Below are 13,747 nucleotides of genomic sequence, written 5' to 3'. Positions count from 1 at the left end.
GGGACAGCCGAATGGATTTTAAAACACGAGCAGGCTCACCCCACCGGATGGATAAACATGTACCCCGCACTCCTCACCGTGCGGATAAAGCGGGGTTCATGGGCGTCGTCACGCAGCTTTCTTCTCAAGGCGGCGATGTGCACATCAATGCTCCGGTCATACACCTCATACTCGCGATCACGCAGGGATTCGATCAGCGCCTCGCGGCTTCGCACACGTCCGCGTGATTTCATCAGTGCTGCCAGGATGTCAAATTCCACGGGGGTCAGGCTCAGTGTCTGCTCACTTAATGTCGCCACCCGTGCATCCAGGTTCAGCCGCACCGGCCCCACCACCAGTTCTTTCATCGGTGGTACGGCATCCGCAGAGGCTTGGCTTAAAGTCGCCCGACGGGTCACCGCACGCAGCCGGGCCAGCAGCTCCCGTGCGGAAAAGGTCTTCGGCAAGTAATCATCCGCACCGCTCTCCAGCCCCACGATCCGGTCCGCTTCATCACCCCGTGCGGTCAGCATCAGGATCGGCACGGCAGACTTCGCCCGCACCCTGCGCAGGACTTCATACCCATCGCAGCCCGGCAGCATCAGATCCAAAATGACCGCATGCCAGGGCTCAGCCATCGCCCGAGCCGCCCCCTCAGGCCCGTTATGCTCCATCGCCACCGTATAACCCAGGGGCTCCAGATAATCACGGATCAGCCCACACAGCTTACGGTCATCATCAATCACCAGAATCTGCGTCTGACCATCCGTGAAGGCATGTTTATCGAGTGACATCTAATTCAATTGTAAAGGTGTAATCCGTTAAGCGAGAACACATTTACAAGATCTTAACAAAATTATTCATTGGACCGCCCCGCATCAAACCAGACATCGAAGCCACTTCTGTACTGTCACGCCCGCTTGCCACCGGGCGTATCTTCCTTTAAAGAACGGATTCCCAAACCGTACATCCCCTTTTCTTAAACTGACCATGATCAAACTTACCGGCATTGCAGATGAAGCAGGCGCACCCCTCGACGTGCAGATCCAGGCCCACCAGGAACTCGGCTGGGACAGCATTGAATGCCGTGGGGTCGAGTTCGACGGCGTCAAAGGCAACCTGCATGAGATTCCTGAGGCCGTGTTTGAAAAGGTGGTCGCTCACCTGGCTGAAAAGAACATGAAGATCAGCGGATTCGGTTCCCTCATCGGCAACTGGGCCAAGAAAATCACTGACGATTTCAGCGTCACCGAAGCTGAAATCAGCCGTGCTATCCCGCGCATGCAGCGCCTCGGCACCAAGCTCGTTCGCGTCATGTCCTATGCTGTCTGCAAAGACGAAAGCGGAAAAGACCTGGAGGAGCAGTTCGCCCCGGAGCGCATCAAGCGGATGAAGAATATTCACCAGCGTTTCGACGATGCCGGTCTCGTTGTAGTCCATGAGAACTGCATGAACTGGGGCGGCATGAGCCCCACTTATGTTCAACGCATGGCTGAAGCTGTCCCAGGCATGAAGTGGGTCTTTGATACTGGCAACCCTGTCTTCATCGATGACCGTGACCGCCCTGGCCAAAAGCAGGACGCCTGGGAAATGTACCAAGCCATCAAGCCATTCATGGCTCATGTGCACGTGAAAGACGGCATCTGGGACACAGCCAAGAATGACGCCACCTACACCTACCCAGGTGAGGGCGAAGGCCAGATCGAGCGCATCATGAAGGACCTGGTGGACACTGGATACGAAGGTTACATCAGCATTGAACCGCATGTCGCCGTCGTCTTCCACGGTGCCGGCGCTGCCGATGATCTCTCCCCAGAGCAGAAGGCCAAGGAGCAGTATGACAGCTACGTGAAGTATGGCCGCATGCTGGAAGCCATGCTGAAGAAGCAGGGTGCCAAGCTGGGCTAAGCTCTCTCAAATACAAAAACGCCCTCCTTCCGGTTGGAACGAGGGCGTTTTTTGTTGGAGGAACAATTCAGTTCAATCCGCGTCGCCTTGCCTTAACTCACTTCGAGGACACCGGAGCTATCGCCGATTTTTTCGGCACGGACGCCCAGGCGGTCGAGCATGGAAAGATACAGGTTAGTCATCGGTGTCTCACCTGGCAGGACGATGCGCTTGCCTGGTGTCCAGGTCTTGCCAGCACGGCCAGCAAGAAGGATCGGCAGGTTGTCATGGTTGTGGCGGTTGCCATCACCGATGCCGCCACCAAAGACGATCATGCTGTTGTCCAGGAGGTTGCCATCACCTTCCTTGGTACCTTTCAGCTTATCCAGGAAGTAGCCGAACTGACGCATGTAAAACTGGTCAATCTTTGCGATTTTGGCCAATTTCTCTTCATCATTCTCATGGTGGGAGAGATAGTGGTGGGAATCCGGCACGCCGATCTGTGGGAAGCTGCGATTGCTGCCGTCATGCGCTAGCATGAAGGTGCAAAGACGGGTGGTATCCGTCTGGAAAGCCAGGGTGAGGAGATCGAACATCATGCGGATGTGATCCTCATAAGATTCAGGGATGCCCTCTGGCACTGGGTAATCTTTGGGCAAAGTGGTGGTGAATTTCTCAGCACGCTCAATGCGCAGCTCAATGTCACGCACACTGCTGTAATATTCATCCAGCTTGCGCTTGTCGTTACCGCTGACTTTTCCCTGAAGGGATTTAGCCTCGCCAAGGACGGTATCGAGAATGCTTTTCTGGAGACGCTGACGGCGGGCACCTTCAGCACCTTTGCCTCCGGCTGCGCCATAACCGAAAAGACGTTCGAACACCAAACGAGGATCCATCTCTGGAGCCATCGGCATGGTTTCATTCTTCCAGGCCAGGTTGAACTGATAAGCGCAGGAGTAACCACTATCGCAACGGCCAGAACTGCGCTGACCGTCGGTGCTGAGTTCCAGCGATGGCAGACGGGTCAGGTGGCCGATCTTTTGGGCAGCAATCTGGTCCACAGAAACGCCTAGCTGGATATCGGATCCTGCCGTCTTTTTCGGCATGCAGCCCGTGAGGAAAGTGGAAGTCGCACGGGCATGATCTCCGCCGCCATTGCCATGGGAGCGGGCTTTATCCTGAGCCAAACCGGAAACGACCATAAAATCATTGCGATGACGCTCGATCTCTTTCAGCGTGGCGCTCAGTTCATAATTCGTGCCTTCCCCAGTTGGGAACCACTGCTTGGGGTTCACCCCATTAGGAATGTAAAGCCAGGCCGCGCGCATCGGCGGGGTCGCTGGAGCCTTAGCGGCAGCCGCAAATGCCCGCCCCCCCAGGGACTCCAGGAAGGGTAGAGACATCATCGTTCCAAGTCCGCGCAGGACATGGCGACGGCTCATCTGATGAGCGGCGGCGGCTGTTTCGTGAAAAGGATTCATGGGGGATAGAACTCTATACGGAGATACGTCGCCCAAACTTTCCTTGACGCAAATTGCAAACTTCACGTCCTACACACGAAATTGGTTGAAAATCTGGCCCTTCCACTCCCGATTAAACGTACTACCCCCGCCAACCCACATCCATGAAGAAACTAGCTGCCCTTACTGCCATCGCCCTGTTCTCACTGCAACTCTCCGCCCAGGAAGCCGACGTCGCCACCCTTGAGTTGAAACCACACGCCAGCAATCCACTCGGCTATGACAAGACCGACCTCAGCGTGAAGGCTGGCCAGAAAGTCAAACTGACCCTTAACAACACCGGCAGTGTGGCCCCCCAGCCGCACAATTTCCTGCTCATCAAGACCGGCAAAGAAATGGCGGTGGGCGCACAAGCCAATGCCATGATGACGGACCCGCAAGCGATGGCCAAGAGCTATGTGCCGGATGCCTCCAAAGATGACATCCTGGCTCACACAAAGCTGGTCATGCCAGGGGCTACCGAGACCATCGAATTCACCGCACCTGCTGAAGCCGGTGACTATCCTTACATGTGCACCTTCCCCGGCCACTGGCTGCTGATGAAGGGCGTGATGCACGTCACCAAGTAAGTTTTTAATTTCCAAGGGCGGGCCCACGGGTCCGCCCTTTCCATATCTGAAACCAACCCAGCCTCCAACCACCATGAAACTTTTACTCACCACCCTGGCCCTCATCTCCATCGCCACCACCAGCCTCCTCGCTGAAGAGGGCAAAGTCACCGCCGGAAACCTCAATTTCACCCTGCCTGCCACCGGCTGGACCTCCGTCCCGACCAGCAGCCCGATGCGTGCCGCCACCCTGAAGATCACCGTGGAAGGTGCCGAGCAACCTCTTGAAGCCATCTTTTATTACTTCGGCAGCGGCCAGGGCGGGGATACCCAGGCGAACATCGACCGTTGGCTGGGCCAGTTCGAAAGCCCACCCGTTTCCAAAACCGAAGAACTGGATGCCAACGGCACCAAGGTCAGCCTCGTCACCGCCACCGGCACTTACATGGATGGCGCGATGTTTGGCCCCAAGACAGCCAAGGCAGACTATACCCTGCTGGGTGCCATCATCCCAGGACCTGACGCCCCCGTTTTCATCAAGCTCACCGGCCCTAAAGACGCCGTGGCCAAAATCACCGAGGACTTTAAAAAGCTCTCCACCAGCCCTTTCCCGGCGAAGTAAAAGACAGCCCTTCAAAGGATGAGAAATAAGCACCTGGGATGCCGCATTTCCCAGGTGCTTCATTGAGGCAGCTCTTTTTTACAATCCGGGCCACCGGACTGCGGTTACAGGCGTAAAAAAGGGCCATGCCTCAGTATAAGACTGTCATTCACTGGTTTCGCCGCGACTTGCGGTTGATGGACAATACCGCCCTTCATCACGCGGCCAAAGAGGCCGCTCAGGTGATCCCGGCCTATGTTTTAAGTGATTGGAAAAGCCAGCATGGGTGGACAGGATCGACACGCCAGCAGTTCCTCTGCGGTTGTCTGGATTCGCTCAGCAAAAATCTGGAGACTCTCAGTAGCCGCCTGATCCTGCGCTGTGGCCAGGCCGATGTGGAGCTCGAAAGGCTGATCCATGAGACCCAGGCTGAAGCCGTGTATTACAATCGCGATTATGATCCCTACGGCCGGGAGATGGAAAAGAAACTCCAGGAGGTATGCAACCGTATCGGCATTCCCTGCCACTCCTATAAAGACCGGGTTCTGCATGAAGCCGATGAAGTATTGACAGGAAGCGGAGGCCCCTACCGCGTTTATACTCCGTATTCACGTAACTGGCTGGGCTTGAATAAAACGGCTTCTTTGGGGAAATTGACCACTCTGGGCCAAGCGCCTGACCCGGCCATCAAAAGCTTACCCGTTCCCACATTGGAACACTGGCAATTGCCCGAAGCAACGGCCATCCTCCCCGCAGCAGGTGAACGTGCGGCGAGAGAACGGATGAAAACATTCATCGAGAACCGTACGCTGCATGCCTATGCACAAAAGCGTAACATCCCGGCCGGGGTCACGACCTCCAGGCTGGGTCAGGACCTGCGTTTTGGCCTGATCTCCATCCGCGAGTTACACGAAAGATGCATGGCAGCCGCTGCGCTTGCCACGACGCCGGATGCTCGCACCTCCATTGAGACCTACATTAAGGAACTGGCATGGCGGGAATTTTACCTGGCCATTTTGTGGCACTACCCAGAGGTGTTCGACGAGGAGTTTGCCCCTGAATTTCGAGGCATGCCGTGGCCGGGGAGTGACGAGGATTTCCAAACCTGGACTCAAGGCCGGACGGGGTTTCCGATTGTGGATGCTGGCATGCGCGAACTTCTGGCCACCGGTTTTGTCCACAACCGGGTGCGCATGATCGTCTCCATGTTTCTCACCAAGGACCTGCACTGTCATTGGCGACTGGGGGAAAGCCACTTCATGCAGCATCTTCTGGATGGTGAAAACGCCAGCAACAATGGCGGCTGGCAGTGGAGCGCAGGCACAGGAGCGGATGCAGCCCCGTATTTTCGCATCCAAAATCCCTGGACTCAAACCAAACGCTACGACCCTGATGGCAGCTACATCCGCACGTGGGTGCCGGAACTCAAAAACGTTTCAGCCGAGCGATTCATGGACCCGCCCAAGGACAATCGCGCCATTGCCCCCGGCTATCCCCTGCCCATCGTCGATCATTCCACCGAGAGAGACCGCACCCTGGCCATCTTTGCCAAGCATCGGGGTAAGTGATCGCTGGCGTCAGCGGCCCTTGCTCAAAACGTCCTCGTTGATAATGACGGGCAGTTTTAACGGACTGCTCGTCGCCGCATCTTTGGATTCGTAATGGAAGACCCGCACAGGAGCTTTCTGCGCTTTGCCAGCGAGCACAAAGAAATCCACTTGGAGAAGCCGTTCCTCACCTGCTGGAATATCGGTCGGTTTGACCGTCAGGGTCACATCATTGGCCCCGTTCTTCAATCCACCGATCACGAAAAACTTCTCAGCGTGGTCCGCCATCACTGGGCAATCAAAACCATTGATGCGCATCTTGGTTTCATAACCGTAGGACTGGAGCGTACAACCGGCCATATTTTCCGGTATGCCACAGAGAGGAGGCACCGTGGGGGCCGTGCCCGGCGGAGTGAATTCAGGATAATCCAGAAACTCAAGACGACCTCCCGACTTGATCTGCTGGACGATTTCCGGCTGTTCTAAAATCTTTAGGATCTTGCTGCTGTCAAAACGCCACGCACCGCGCTCATAGAAAAATTTGAGCATCAAGACGCTCTCCGGGATCTGGCCAGGATCGCCCCCCATGTTGACTTTGCCAAAATAAAGAAGGTGCGCCGTCTCACCCACGGCTTGGGCTTCCAGCAAACGCAGGCCCGAAATTTCCGGTGGATCCAGCGGCACCGCAAAGACCGCCTGCGGAAATGGCTGGCGCTGGCTGACAATGAGATTTCTCGTCACCACCTGACGATATTGGGTGATGGCGGCGGCCCAGGCACGGGCATCCTGGGCCAGGATGGCTGCACGCCATTGCTCATAGGCACGGTCCAGATTTACCCTCAAAGCAGGATCCTGTGCGGACAGAGATGAATGGAACAATAACCATGCAAAAAAGCAGATAAGGGGCACAAAAGTTTTCACGGACAGTAAAGTGGGGGCTGAATTCCGGTGTTAAACATAAATACATCCTGATTGAGGCCTCTAGACCAGGAAAAGATGTTGCTGGAGCGAGGTTTTTCGCAAGAGTCACAATTCTGCCACACGCAAACATGGAATCTCTCGGCGAAGGTCATCAACGCACACTCCCACTCGACCGAAATCGGGAACTTCTCAAGACGGCTCGCGAGGAGATCTACAAGACCGTCGGAGATGTCCGCCTGCCCGTGTACATTTGGGAACCGGAGGCTGACAAAGCACCGCCCTATCCAAAGTCTGTGGCCGCCTTTTTCTTCAGCAGTGGCTGGGACAATGGCCAGGTAGCCCAGTTTGCCCCTCACTGCGTTTACTTTGCCTCACGCGGAATGATGACGATGGCGTTCGATTATCGCATCACCAACCGTAACAAGGGCGGCCCCCTGGAAGCCATCGCCGATGCGCGCTCCGCCATTCGCTGGATCCGACTCAATGCTGTGGAACTGGGCATCAATCCGGGCAAGATCGTCGGCATTGGCGGCAGTGGCGGCGGTCACGCCATCACCTCCTCGGCCATGCTCAATGGCTTTGATGATCCTGCGGATATCCTGGACAGCAGCCCGGCACCGAATGCCATCGTGCTTTTCAATCCCGTCCTGGATACCTCCAAGAAGGGCTTTGGCCTGGAACGTTTCCCTGATGCCGGTGTGGCCAAGGATGCCAATCTCATCCGCGCCATTCGTCCGGGTTTGCCTCCGATGCTGATCATGCACGGCACGGCTGACCGCGTGGTGCCTTTTGGCGGAACGTACGAGTTTGCCAAGAAGTCCTCCAAGAAAAAGAACTTCTGCCGCCTCATTGAATTTGAGGGCCAGGGCCACGGCTTCTTCAATTTCAATCTCTCCTTTGAAATGTATGAAGCCACCCTCATGGCGATGGACGAGTTCTTCGTCGAACTCGGTTTCCTGGAGCCTGATCCGGATGCCGGACTGGGCAAGGTGGACTGAAAAAGGTTCGATTTCTCTGTTCAGACAGAGGCTGGTGGAGGAAATTAAAAAGGTTGGGAACAAGGATGAAGCTTGGTGCTCTCACCCTGCGTATTCTGTTGCGTGAATTGTTCAGGCTGAAGGTTTACCGCTTGAATCCATCCCGCCTGTACGTTTAAAGCAGACCGAATCCATGATTTTAGCCGCCCTGCCCGAACCCAGCGCCTTTGGTGATGTCCTGATGGCCTTTTTGAGCATCCTTTTCGAAGGTGCTCCCTACATCATGATCGGCACCCTCCTTTCAGGGCTGATCGATGCCTTTCTCCCGGCCAAACTCCTGGACCGCGTGCTGCCAAAGAACAAGGTGCTCTCCACCCTGATGGCGGGTTTCCTCGGCCTCATCTTTCCGGTTTGTGAATGTGCGGTGGTACCGGTCATCCGCCGTCTGGTGAAAAAGGGATTGCCACTTTCCTGCGCACTTTCCTACATGCTCGCAGCACCGATCATGAACCCGATCGTGGCAGTGAGCACGCTCACAGCCTTCAAGGAGTTCGAAAAAATCACTGGCTGGGCAACTCTGGGCAATGCCAGCATGACCATCGCCCGTCTGTCTCTTGGTTATATCGTGGCGGTGACGGTGGGTCTGATTGTCCTCCGTTTTAAACCGGCTCAGCTCTTAAAAGCGAGCGTGGCAGATAGCATTGAGCATTCGGCCGCCGAAGCCGCACACGGCCATGCACCCAAGACCAGTTTTAACGCCAAACTGGTGCATGCCTTCCGCACAGCCATGGGAGACTTCCTGGATACCGGGATGTACTTCACCGTCGGCGTCATCATCACTTCCCTTTTCAACACCCAGGTGGACCAGAACATCCTGGATTCCGTCGCCGGAAACGGTTTCCTAGCCATCCCGTCCATCATGGGCCTCGCATTCGTATTGTCGCTATGCAGTACGTCGGATGCCTTTATCGCCGCGCCCATGGCTTCCTTTTCCATGGCAGCCAAGCTGGCCTTCCTGGTCTTCGGCCCGATGATGGATATCAAACTCATGTTCATGTATGCGGCCGTGTTCAAGCGCCGCATGGTCATCGGCATGCTCATCGGCACCTTCCTTTTGATCGCCCTCCTTTCGGGACCCATGATGCTCCTGGTCACAGATCCACGAAACTTCCCCGAAAACTTCTGGAACGCCCTCAGCGCACTTTTCACCTTTTAACCACGACGTCCAAGCCATGAGCGGAACACGTACTCTCGTCCACCTGATCAGCATTTCCCTCCTGTTTGTCTGGAGTGCCGTGTTGCTTTATTTTTACTACACTGGCCGGGTAAACCAGTATTTGCCCGGGGACGGGATTTTTCGTCCGATGGTTCTCGTCACCGGCATCGGGCTGGCCGTCATGGGCCTTTTTAACCTGCTGACCATGGGGGCCGAAGATGCCGCTTGTGATGGCCATGACCACAGCCTGCCGGAGGAGGATGATGACCACGGCCACAGTCATGGACATGGCCACGTGCATACAGAAGCGTGTGGGCATGGTCACAAGCATGAGCACGTCCACACTGAAGCCTGTGGGCATGCCCACGTTCACACTAAAGACTGTGGCCATGATCATGGTCACGCTCATCATGAAGGTTGTGGTCACGATCACTCGCATGATCATGTATTTACCAAGGCACCCGGGCACGATCATTCACATGAGGCCGGTTGCTGCGGCCACGGACACGCGCATGCCCATGAGAACCACGGTCACGGGATCTTGGAAGAAAGCACCTGGACAGGACGCATCGTCGCGATCCTCATCCTCGCCCTTCCCATCACTGTCGCGGCTTTTTTGACACCTGATAGGCCCAGTGAGCACTGGGTCATGAATAAAGGCGTGTATAACCAAAACTATGCCTCCACCGCCCGTGCGGACGAGTTCACCCTGCGTGGTGATGGTAACAAGCCGAGCCGGGCACTCCCCAAACCCGTGCCCATGCCGGACACTCCGCTGCCGCCACCGGATAAATTCAATGATCCCGAAGCCGTCACCAAGGCCGCCTCCGCCCCGGCCAAAGAGGCACAGAGCTATGGCAGCTTCACCCTGGAAGATTTGAAACAGCAGGTGCCGCAGAACAGCAAAGGTGAATTCGTCCTGGAAGTACCTGAAATCTATTACACCGGCGGCGATCTGGAGGTGCAAAGAGTCATCACCGGTCAGGCCATCGAGACCACCGCCCAGATCCTGCCGGAAAAAGTGAACAATGCCGACGGTCACCGCCTGCGCATTTTCCGCATGCTCGTCCAATGCTGCGCGGCTGATGCCCGGCCTTACTCCGTCCCGGTGGACTTCGGTGAAAAAGCCCCGGATCTCAAAGAGATGACCTGGGTTAAAATCTCCGGCACCATGAGCTACGAAAAGGAAGGTGATCAGACGGTTCCCGTGATCAAAGTGACGGGTGTGGAAGAAACGACCGCACCCGACAATACGATGATTTATTGAGAATTTAGTGCGTAAGATTCCACGCCCCCCTTTAAAAAGGCTGGGTTGCAACGCTCTTGACTATCCGATTAGAGCATGGAATGACCTAGTCATTCATGGAAGCTAACCCCTACGCGCCGCCGCAGTCTGATCTTTACATCCCACAGGTTGAAACTTCTGCGGAAAAACTCCGGCGAGAGCATTTGGACAATGAAGCAACCATCAAATCAGTCGGCTTGCTTTATTACTTAGGCGGATTCTTGGCGATTGTGGGTGGACTTGTTTTGCTGTTAGAAGGAATAGACAATGACAGATCAGCCGTCGTTATCGAAGGCGGAGTGTTTTTTGTTTTGGGCATTGCCCAATTGTTTATAGCCTATGGATTACGCAGACTTCGCTCTTGGACACGGATTCCGACACTCCTCTTTTCGATCGTGGGTCTCATTGCATTTCCCATCGGCACTCTCATTAACGGTTATATCATTTCCAAAATAGCTGGTCGCCGAGGGAAGTTTGTCATGACTCCCGAATACCAACTGATCATTTCTGAGACCCCGCATGTGAAGCGTAAGATCAATCGGAAGCTCATAATCGTGCTAGGTGTGCTTATTGGGCTCTTTCTGATTTTGGTGTTTTTCGCCAACATTATAAGGCTGTTTTCCAGTGGAAATTGAACATACCAAGCAGGTCGAATCCCCACTCTTAATTGACTTCACCCGGCTCGTCCGGCATCCTGACCTTCTATGGGACTTTTTGATTCATTGGCCAAGCAGGCACTCGGCGGGATTTTCGGCGGCGGCAGTAAGCAGGGCGATATGCTCACTAGCCTGATGAATCAGGCCGGTGGCCTGGGTGGGCTGATGCAGCAGTTCCAGCAGGCAGGCTTGGGTGAGACGTTTGCTTCGTGGGTATCCGCAGACAAAAATTTGCCTGTACAGCCGGACCAACTGGAAGCAGCGCTTGGTAGCCAGGCCGTCCAGGATCTGGCAGCCAAGCTGGGTTTTGACGCCAAAATGGTACTGCCGCTCATGTCCCAGTTTCTGCCGCAGATCATTGACCGGCTCACCCCCAACGGAGTCATTGATGACACCCATCCATCCACTGAGAAGCTGCAGGAAGTGCTTTCTGGAGTGATGAAAAGCGGTTTAGGCGGGCTGTTCGGCGGACGTTCTTGATGAAAAAGTGGAAAGATGCACCCTTGGCATGTCTTCTGCCGCTTCTTTCCTCACCCAGGCGTAGAGTCACGCAAGATGACTGTCATGACTTCTCCATCCGCCCATCGCTGACATGCTGCGCCTCGCCCTCAAGATGCTTTTTGGTGACACCGGCAAATACCTGATGTTGGTGGCCGGGCTGGTTTTTGCCACCTTTCTGATGGCTCAGCAGACAGCGGTCTTTTGTGGCTTGATGAGCTGGACCACCGCCACCTTGAAAAACGTGCCTGCTCCCATCTGGGTGGTGGAGAAAAAGGTGGAGCAGGTCAATGAAACCAATCCCCTGCTGGATACCGACGTGGCACGGGTGCGCAGTGTGGATAGCGTGGCCTGGGCAGCTCCGCTTTATTCCGGCATCCAGCGCGTGCGACTTGAAAACGGCAATTTCAAAATCATCCAGCTCATCGGCATTGATGCCACCACACTGGCGGGTGCACCGGTGAAGCTGCTACAAGGGCGGCTGGAAGATTTGCGCCTGCCCCATGCGGTGATCATTGATGACTTGGGGATGAAGCGCCTGGCGAAAGAGAGCGGTGGCGAAGTTAAACTGGGGGATACCTTTGAGATCAATGACCAGGAGGCCCGCGTGGTCGGCATCGCCGATACGATGCAGAGCTTCACGGGAGGTCCGTATGTGTGGACCACTTATGAGCGTGCCCTGCAATATACCCCCCCGCAGCGCAAGATGCTCTCTGCCGTCATTGCCGCCCCGCGCCCGGGCATCAGCGAGGCCCAGTGCGTGGCTGACATCGAACGCGAAACAGGACTGAAGGGATACTTGAACAAGGGTTTCAGTTGGGCTGATTTCACAGCTGAAACGCCGCCTTCCATTCAGGATTTCAATACCACAACGGTGGCCTGGTACATCCGCAATACGGGGATCCCCATCAGCTTTGGCATCACCGTCATCGTCGGTTTCATTGTCGGCACGGCCATCTCCTGCCAGACTTTTTACTCCTTCGTGCTAGAAAACATGAAACACCTGGGAGCCCTGAAAGCGATGGGGGCCTCCACCTGGACTCTGTGCCTGATGCTGCTCACGCAAGCCTTCACGGTGGGACTCATCGGGTACGGCATCGGCCTGTTTTTCACGGCAGGTTTTGCCAAAGGTGCTCTGGCCAATGAACAGCCTCCTTTTTACATGCCTGAAGCCGTGCCGCTCGTGGTCCTGGGGGTGATCCTGGTCATCTGTAGTTTGTCTGCGCTCCTGGGTATCTGGCGTGTTTCCAGGCTGGAGCCTGCAATGGTCTTCCGTGGTTAATTCCCATGTCTGACGCTGCCTCCCCATTTGCTGCGCGTGTGCGCGGATTGAATAAGTCTTTTGGCGACGGTTCATCACGCCTGCATGTGCTGAAGGATGTCGATATGGACGTCCGGCTGGGAGATATCACCATGCTTATCGGCCCTTCCGGCTGCGGAAAAACGACTCTCATCAGCATCCTGGCCGGGACACTGAAGCCGGATCCAGGAACGCAGGATCTGACGGTGCTGGAGCAGGACCTGCAAAAGCTGAGCACGGCAGCGGTCACCCGATTCCGTGCCCAAAACATCGGCTTCATCTTTCAGGCCTTTAACCTCATCCCCACCCTTTCCCTGGCGGAAAACGTCAGCGTACCTCTTTTAATCCAGGGAGTGGGTGCCCGCACAGCGGAGAAAAAAGCCCGGGATGTGCTGGAGCAAGTAGGTCTGGGTGACCGCGCTAAAAGCCGCCCCAATATGCTCTCAGGCGGCCAGCAGCAACGCGTGGCCATCGCACGCGCCCTCATTCATGAGCCGCGCCTGATCATTTGTGATGAGCCGACGGCGGCCCTGGATGCCAAGAATGGCCAGGTGATCATGGAGCTTTTTGGAAACGTCGCACGCAGCCCTGACCGAGCCGTGCTCATCGTCACTCATGACAACCGCATTTTTCCCCATGCGGACCGCATCGCAGCCATGGATGATGGCCGCATCGTCGAGGTGCATGACATTGATGAAGGCCATCCGTTGCCGGAAAACCTTCGTCATGGTTTTCACCAATGACGCTGCTTTTTAAAGGCGCGATCTGCCATCCCCCTCACTTCCGCTACTGAAAGTGAGAGGGCCAGATTG

General features: G+C 55.6%; 14 protein-coding genes. 11 read left to right on the top strand and 3 right to left on the bottom strand.

Going from position 1 to position 13,747, the window contains the following annotated elements:
- Positions 1-35 precede the first annotated feature (35 nt).
- Positions 36-773 carry a winged helix-turn-helix domain-containing protein gene (locus EI77_RS07640; protein WP_133794325.1) on the bottom strand — a complete coding sequence of 246 codons (738 nt, stop codon included), beginning with the start codon at positions 771-773 and terminating at the stop codon, positions 36-38.
- Positions 774-969: 196 nt separating this feature from the next.
- Between EI77_RS07640 and EI77_RS07635 the strand changes: the two genes are divergently transcribed.
- The gene (locus tag EI77_RS07635; RefSeq protein WP_133794323.1) at positions 970-1,887 is read left to right on the top strand and encodes a sugar phosphate isomerase/epimerase family protein; all 918 of its coding nucleotides are present in this window, start codon (positions 970-972) and stop codon (positions 1,885-1,887) included.
- A 92-nt stretch (positions 1,888-1,979) separates the two neighbouring features.
- Here EI77_RS07635 and EI77_RS07630 read toward each other — a convergent pair whose 3' ends face one another.
- Positions 1,980-3,347, bottom strand: coding sequence for a DUF1552 domain-containing protein (locus tag EI77_RS07630; protein WP_133794321.1), 1,368 nt, complete (start codon positions 3,345-3,347; stop codon positions 1,980-1,982).
- 143 nt (positions 3,348-3,490) lie between these two features.
- Here EI77_RS07630 and EI77_RS07625 point away from each other — a divergent pair, with 143 nt between their 5' ends.
- The 3 genes from EI77_RS07625 (at position 3,491) to EI77_RS07615 (ending at position 6,103) form a co-directional block, all read left to right on the top strand.
- Complete coding sequence (locus tag EI77_RS07625; protein ID WP_133794319.1) at positions 3,491-3,955, top strand: plastocyanin/azurin family copper-binding protein; 465 nt, start codon at positions 3,491-3,493, stop codon at positions 3,953-3,955.
- Between the two features lie 73 nt (positions 3,956-4,028).
- Positions 4,029-4,556, top strand: coding sequence for a hypothetical protein (locus EI77_RS07620; protein ID WP_133794317.1), 528 nt, complete (start codon positions 4,029-4,031; stop codon positions 4,554-4,556).
- Positions 4,557-4,681: 125 nt separating this feature from the next.
- Entirely contained in the window at positions 4,682-6,103 is a 1,422-nt protein-coding gene (locus tag EI77_RS07615; protein ID WP_133794316.1) for a cryptochrome/photolyase family protein, read from the top strand.
- 9 nt (positions 6,104-6,112) lie between these two features.
- Here EI77_RS07615 and EI77_RS07610 read toward each other — a convergent pair whose 3' ends face one another.
- A complete protein-coding gene (locus EI77_RS07610; protein ID WP_133794314.1) occupies positions 6,113-6,961 on the bottom strand; it encodes a hypothetical protein in 849 nt (282 codons plus the stop codon).
- 170 nt (positions 6,962-7,131) lie between these two features.
- Here EI77_RS07610 and EI77_RS07605 point away from each other — a divergent pair, with 170 nt between their 5' ends.
- The 7 genes from EI77_RS07605 (at position 7,132) to EI77_RS07575 (ending at position 13,678) form a co-directional block, all read left to right on the top strand.
- On the top strand, positions 7,132-8,001 hold the full coding sequence (locus EI77_RS07605) for an alpha/beta hydrolase (protein WP_133794312.1): 870 nt from the start codon (positions 7,132-7,134) through the stop codon (positions 7,999-8,001).
- 172 nt (positions 8,002-8,173) lie between these two features.
- Positions 8,174-9,196: a permease gene (locus tag EI77_RS07600; protein WP_133794310.1), complete on the top strand. Its 1,023-nt coding sequence runs from the start codon at positions 8,174-8,176 to the stop codon at positions 9,194-9,196.
- A 16-nt stretch (positions 9,197-9,212) separates the two neighbouring features.
- On the top strand, positions 9,213-10,463 hold the full coding sequence (locus EI77_RS23970; protein ID WP_133794308.1) for a TIGR03943 family putative permease subunit: 1,251 nt from the start codon (positions 9,213-9,215) through the stop codon (positions 10,461-10,463).
- Positions 10,464-10,558: 95 nt separating this feature from the next.
- On the top strand, positions 10,559-11,116 hold the full coding sequence (locus EI77_RS07590; protein ID WP_133794306.1) for a hypothetical protein: 558 nt from the start codon (positions 10,559-10,561) through the stop codon (positions 11,114-11,116).
- 69 nt (positions 11,117-11,185) lie between these two features.
- Positions 11,186-11,617 carry a YidB family protein gene (locus EI77_RS07585; RefSeq protein WP_133794304.1) on the top strand — a complete coding sequence of 144 codons (432 nt, stop codon included), beginning with the start codon at positions 11,186-11,188 and terminating at the stop codon, positions 11,615-11,617.
- Positions 11,618-11,729: 112 nt separating this feature from the next.
- Positions 11,730-12,917 (top strand): ABC transporter permease, encoded by a 1,188-nt coding sequence (locus EI77_RS07580; RefSeq protein WP_133794302.1) that lies wholly within the window; start codon positions 11,730-11,732, stop codon positions 12,915-12,917.
- A gap of 5 nt (positions 12,918-12,922) precedes the next feature.
- Positions 12,923-13,678: an ABC transporter ATP-binding protein gene (locus EI77_RS07575; protein WP_133794300.1), complete on the top strand. Its 756-nt coding sequence runs from the start codon at positions 12,923-12,925 to the stop codon at positions 13,676-13,678.
- Positions 13,679-13,747: the final 69 nt, after the last annotated feature.

Source organism: Prosthecobacter fusiformis, from assembly GCF_004364345.1.
GTDB classification, from domain to species: domain Bacteria; phylum Verrucomicrobiota; class Verrucomicrobiia; order Verrucomicrobiales; family Verrucomicrobiaceae; genus Prosthecobacter; species Prosthecobacter fusiformis.
This window is presented reverse-complemented; position numbering and strand designations above follow the sequence as displayed.

Excerpts from the sequence above, each read along its gene's own strand:
- EI77_RS07640 (WP_133794325.1), bottom strand. The coding sequence starts at position 773 with ATGTCACTCGATAAACATGCCTTCACGGATGGTCAGACGCAGATTCTG.
- EI77_RS07635 (WP_133794323.1), top strand. The coding sequence starts at position 970 with ATGATCAAACTTACCGGCATTGCAGATGAAGCAGGCGCACCCCTCGAC.
- EI77_RS07630 (WP_133794321.1), bottom strand. The coding sequence starts at position 3,347 with ATGAATCCTTTTCACGAAACAGCCGCCGCCGCTCATCAGATGAGCCGT.
- EI77_RS07625 (WP_133794319.1), top strand. The coding sequence starts at position 3,491 with ATGAAGAAACTAGCTGCCCTTACTGCCATCGCCCTGTTCTCACTGCAA.
- EI77_RS07620 (WP_133794317.1), top strand. The coding sequence starts at position 4,029 with ATGAAACTTTTACTCACCACCCTGGCCCTCATCTCCATCGCCACCACC.
- EI77_RS07615 (WP_133794316.1), top strand. The coding sequence starts at position 4,682 with ATGCCTCAGTATAAGACTGTCATTCACTGGTTTCGCCGCGACTTGCGG.
- EI77_RS07605 (WP_133794312.1), top strand. The coding sequence starts at position 7,132 with ATGGAATCTCTCGGCGAAGGTCATCAACGCACACTCCCACTCGACCGA.
- EI77_RS07600 (WP_133794310.1), top strand. The coding sequence starts at position 8,174 with ATGATTTTAGCCGCCCTGCCCGAACCCAGCGCCTTTGGTGATGTCCTG.
- EI77_RS23970 (WP_133794308.1), top strand. The coding sequence starts at position 9,213 with ATGAGCGGAACACGTACTCTCGTCCACCTGATCAGCATTTCCCTCCTG.
- EI77_RS07590 (WP_133794306.1), top strand. The coding sequence starts at position 10,559 with ATGGAAGCTAACCCCTACGCGCCGCCGCAGTCTGATCTTTACATCCCA.
- EI77_RS07585 (WP_133794304.1), top strand. The coding sequence starts at position 11,186 with ATGGGACTTTTTGATTCATTGGCCAAGCAGGCACTCGGCGGGATTTTC.
- EI77_RS07580 (WP_133794302.1), top strand. The coding sequence starts at position 11,730 with ATGCTGCGCCTCGCCCTCAAGATGCTTTTTGGTGACACCGGCAAATAC.
- EI77_RS07575 (WP_133794300.1), top strand. The coding sequence starts at position 12,923 with ATGTCTGACGCTGCCTCCCCATTTGCTGCGCGTGTGCGCGGATTGAAT.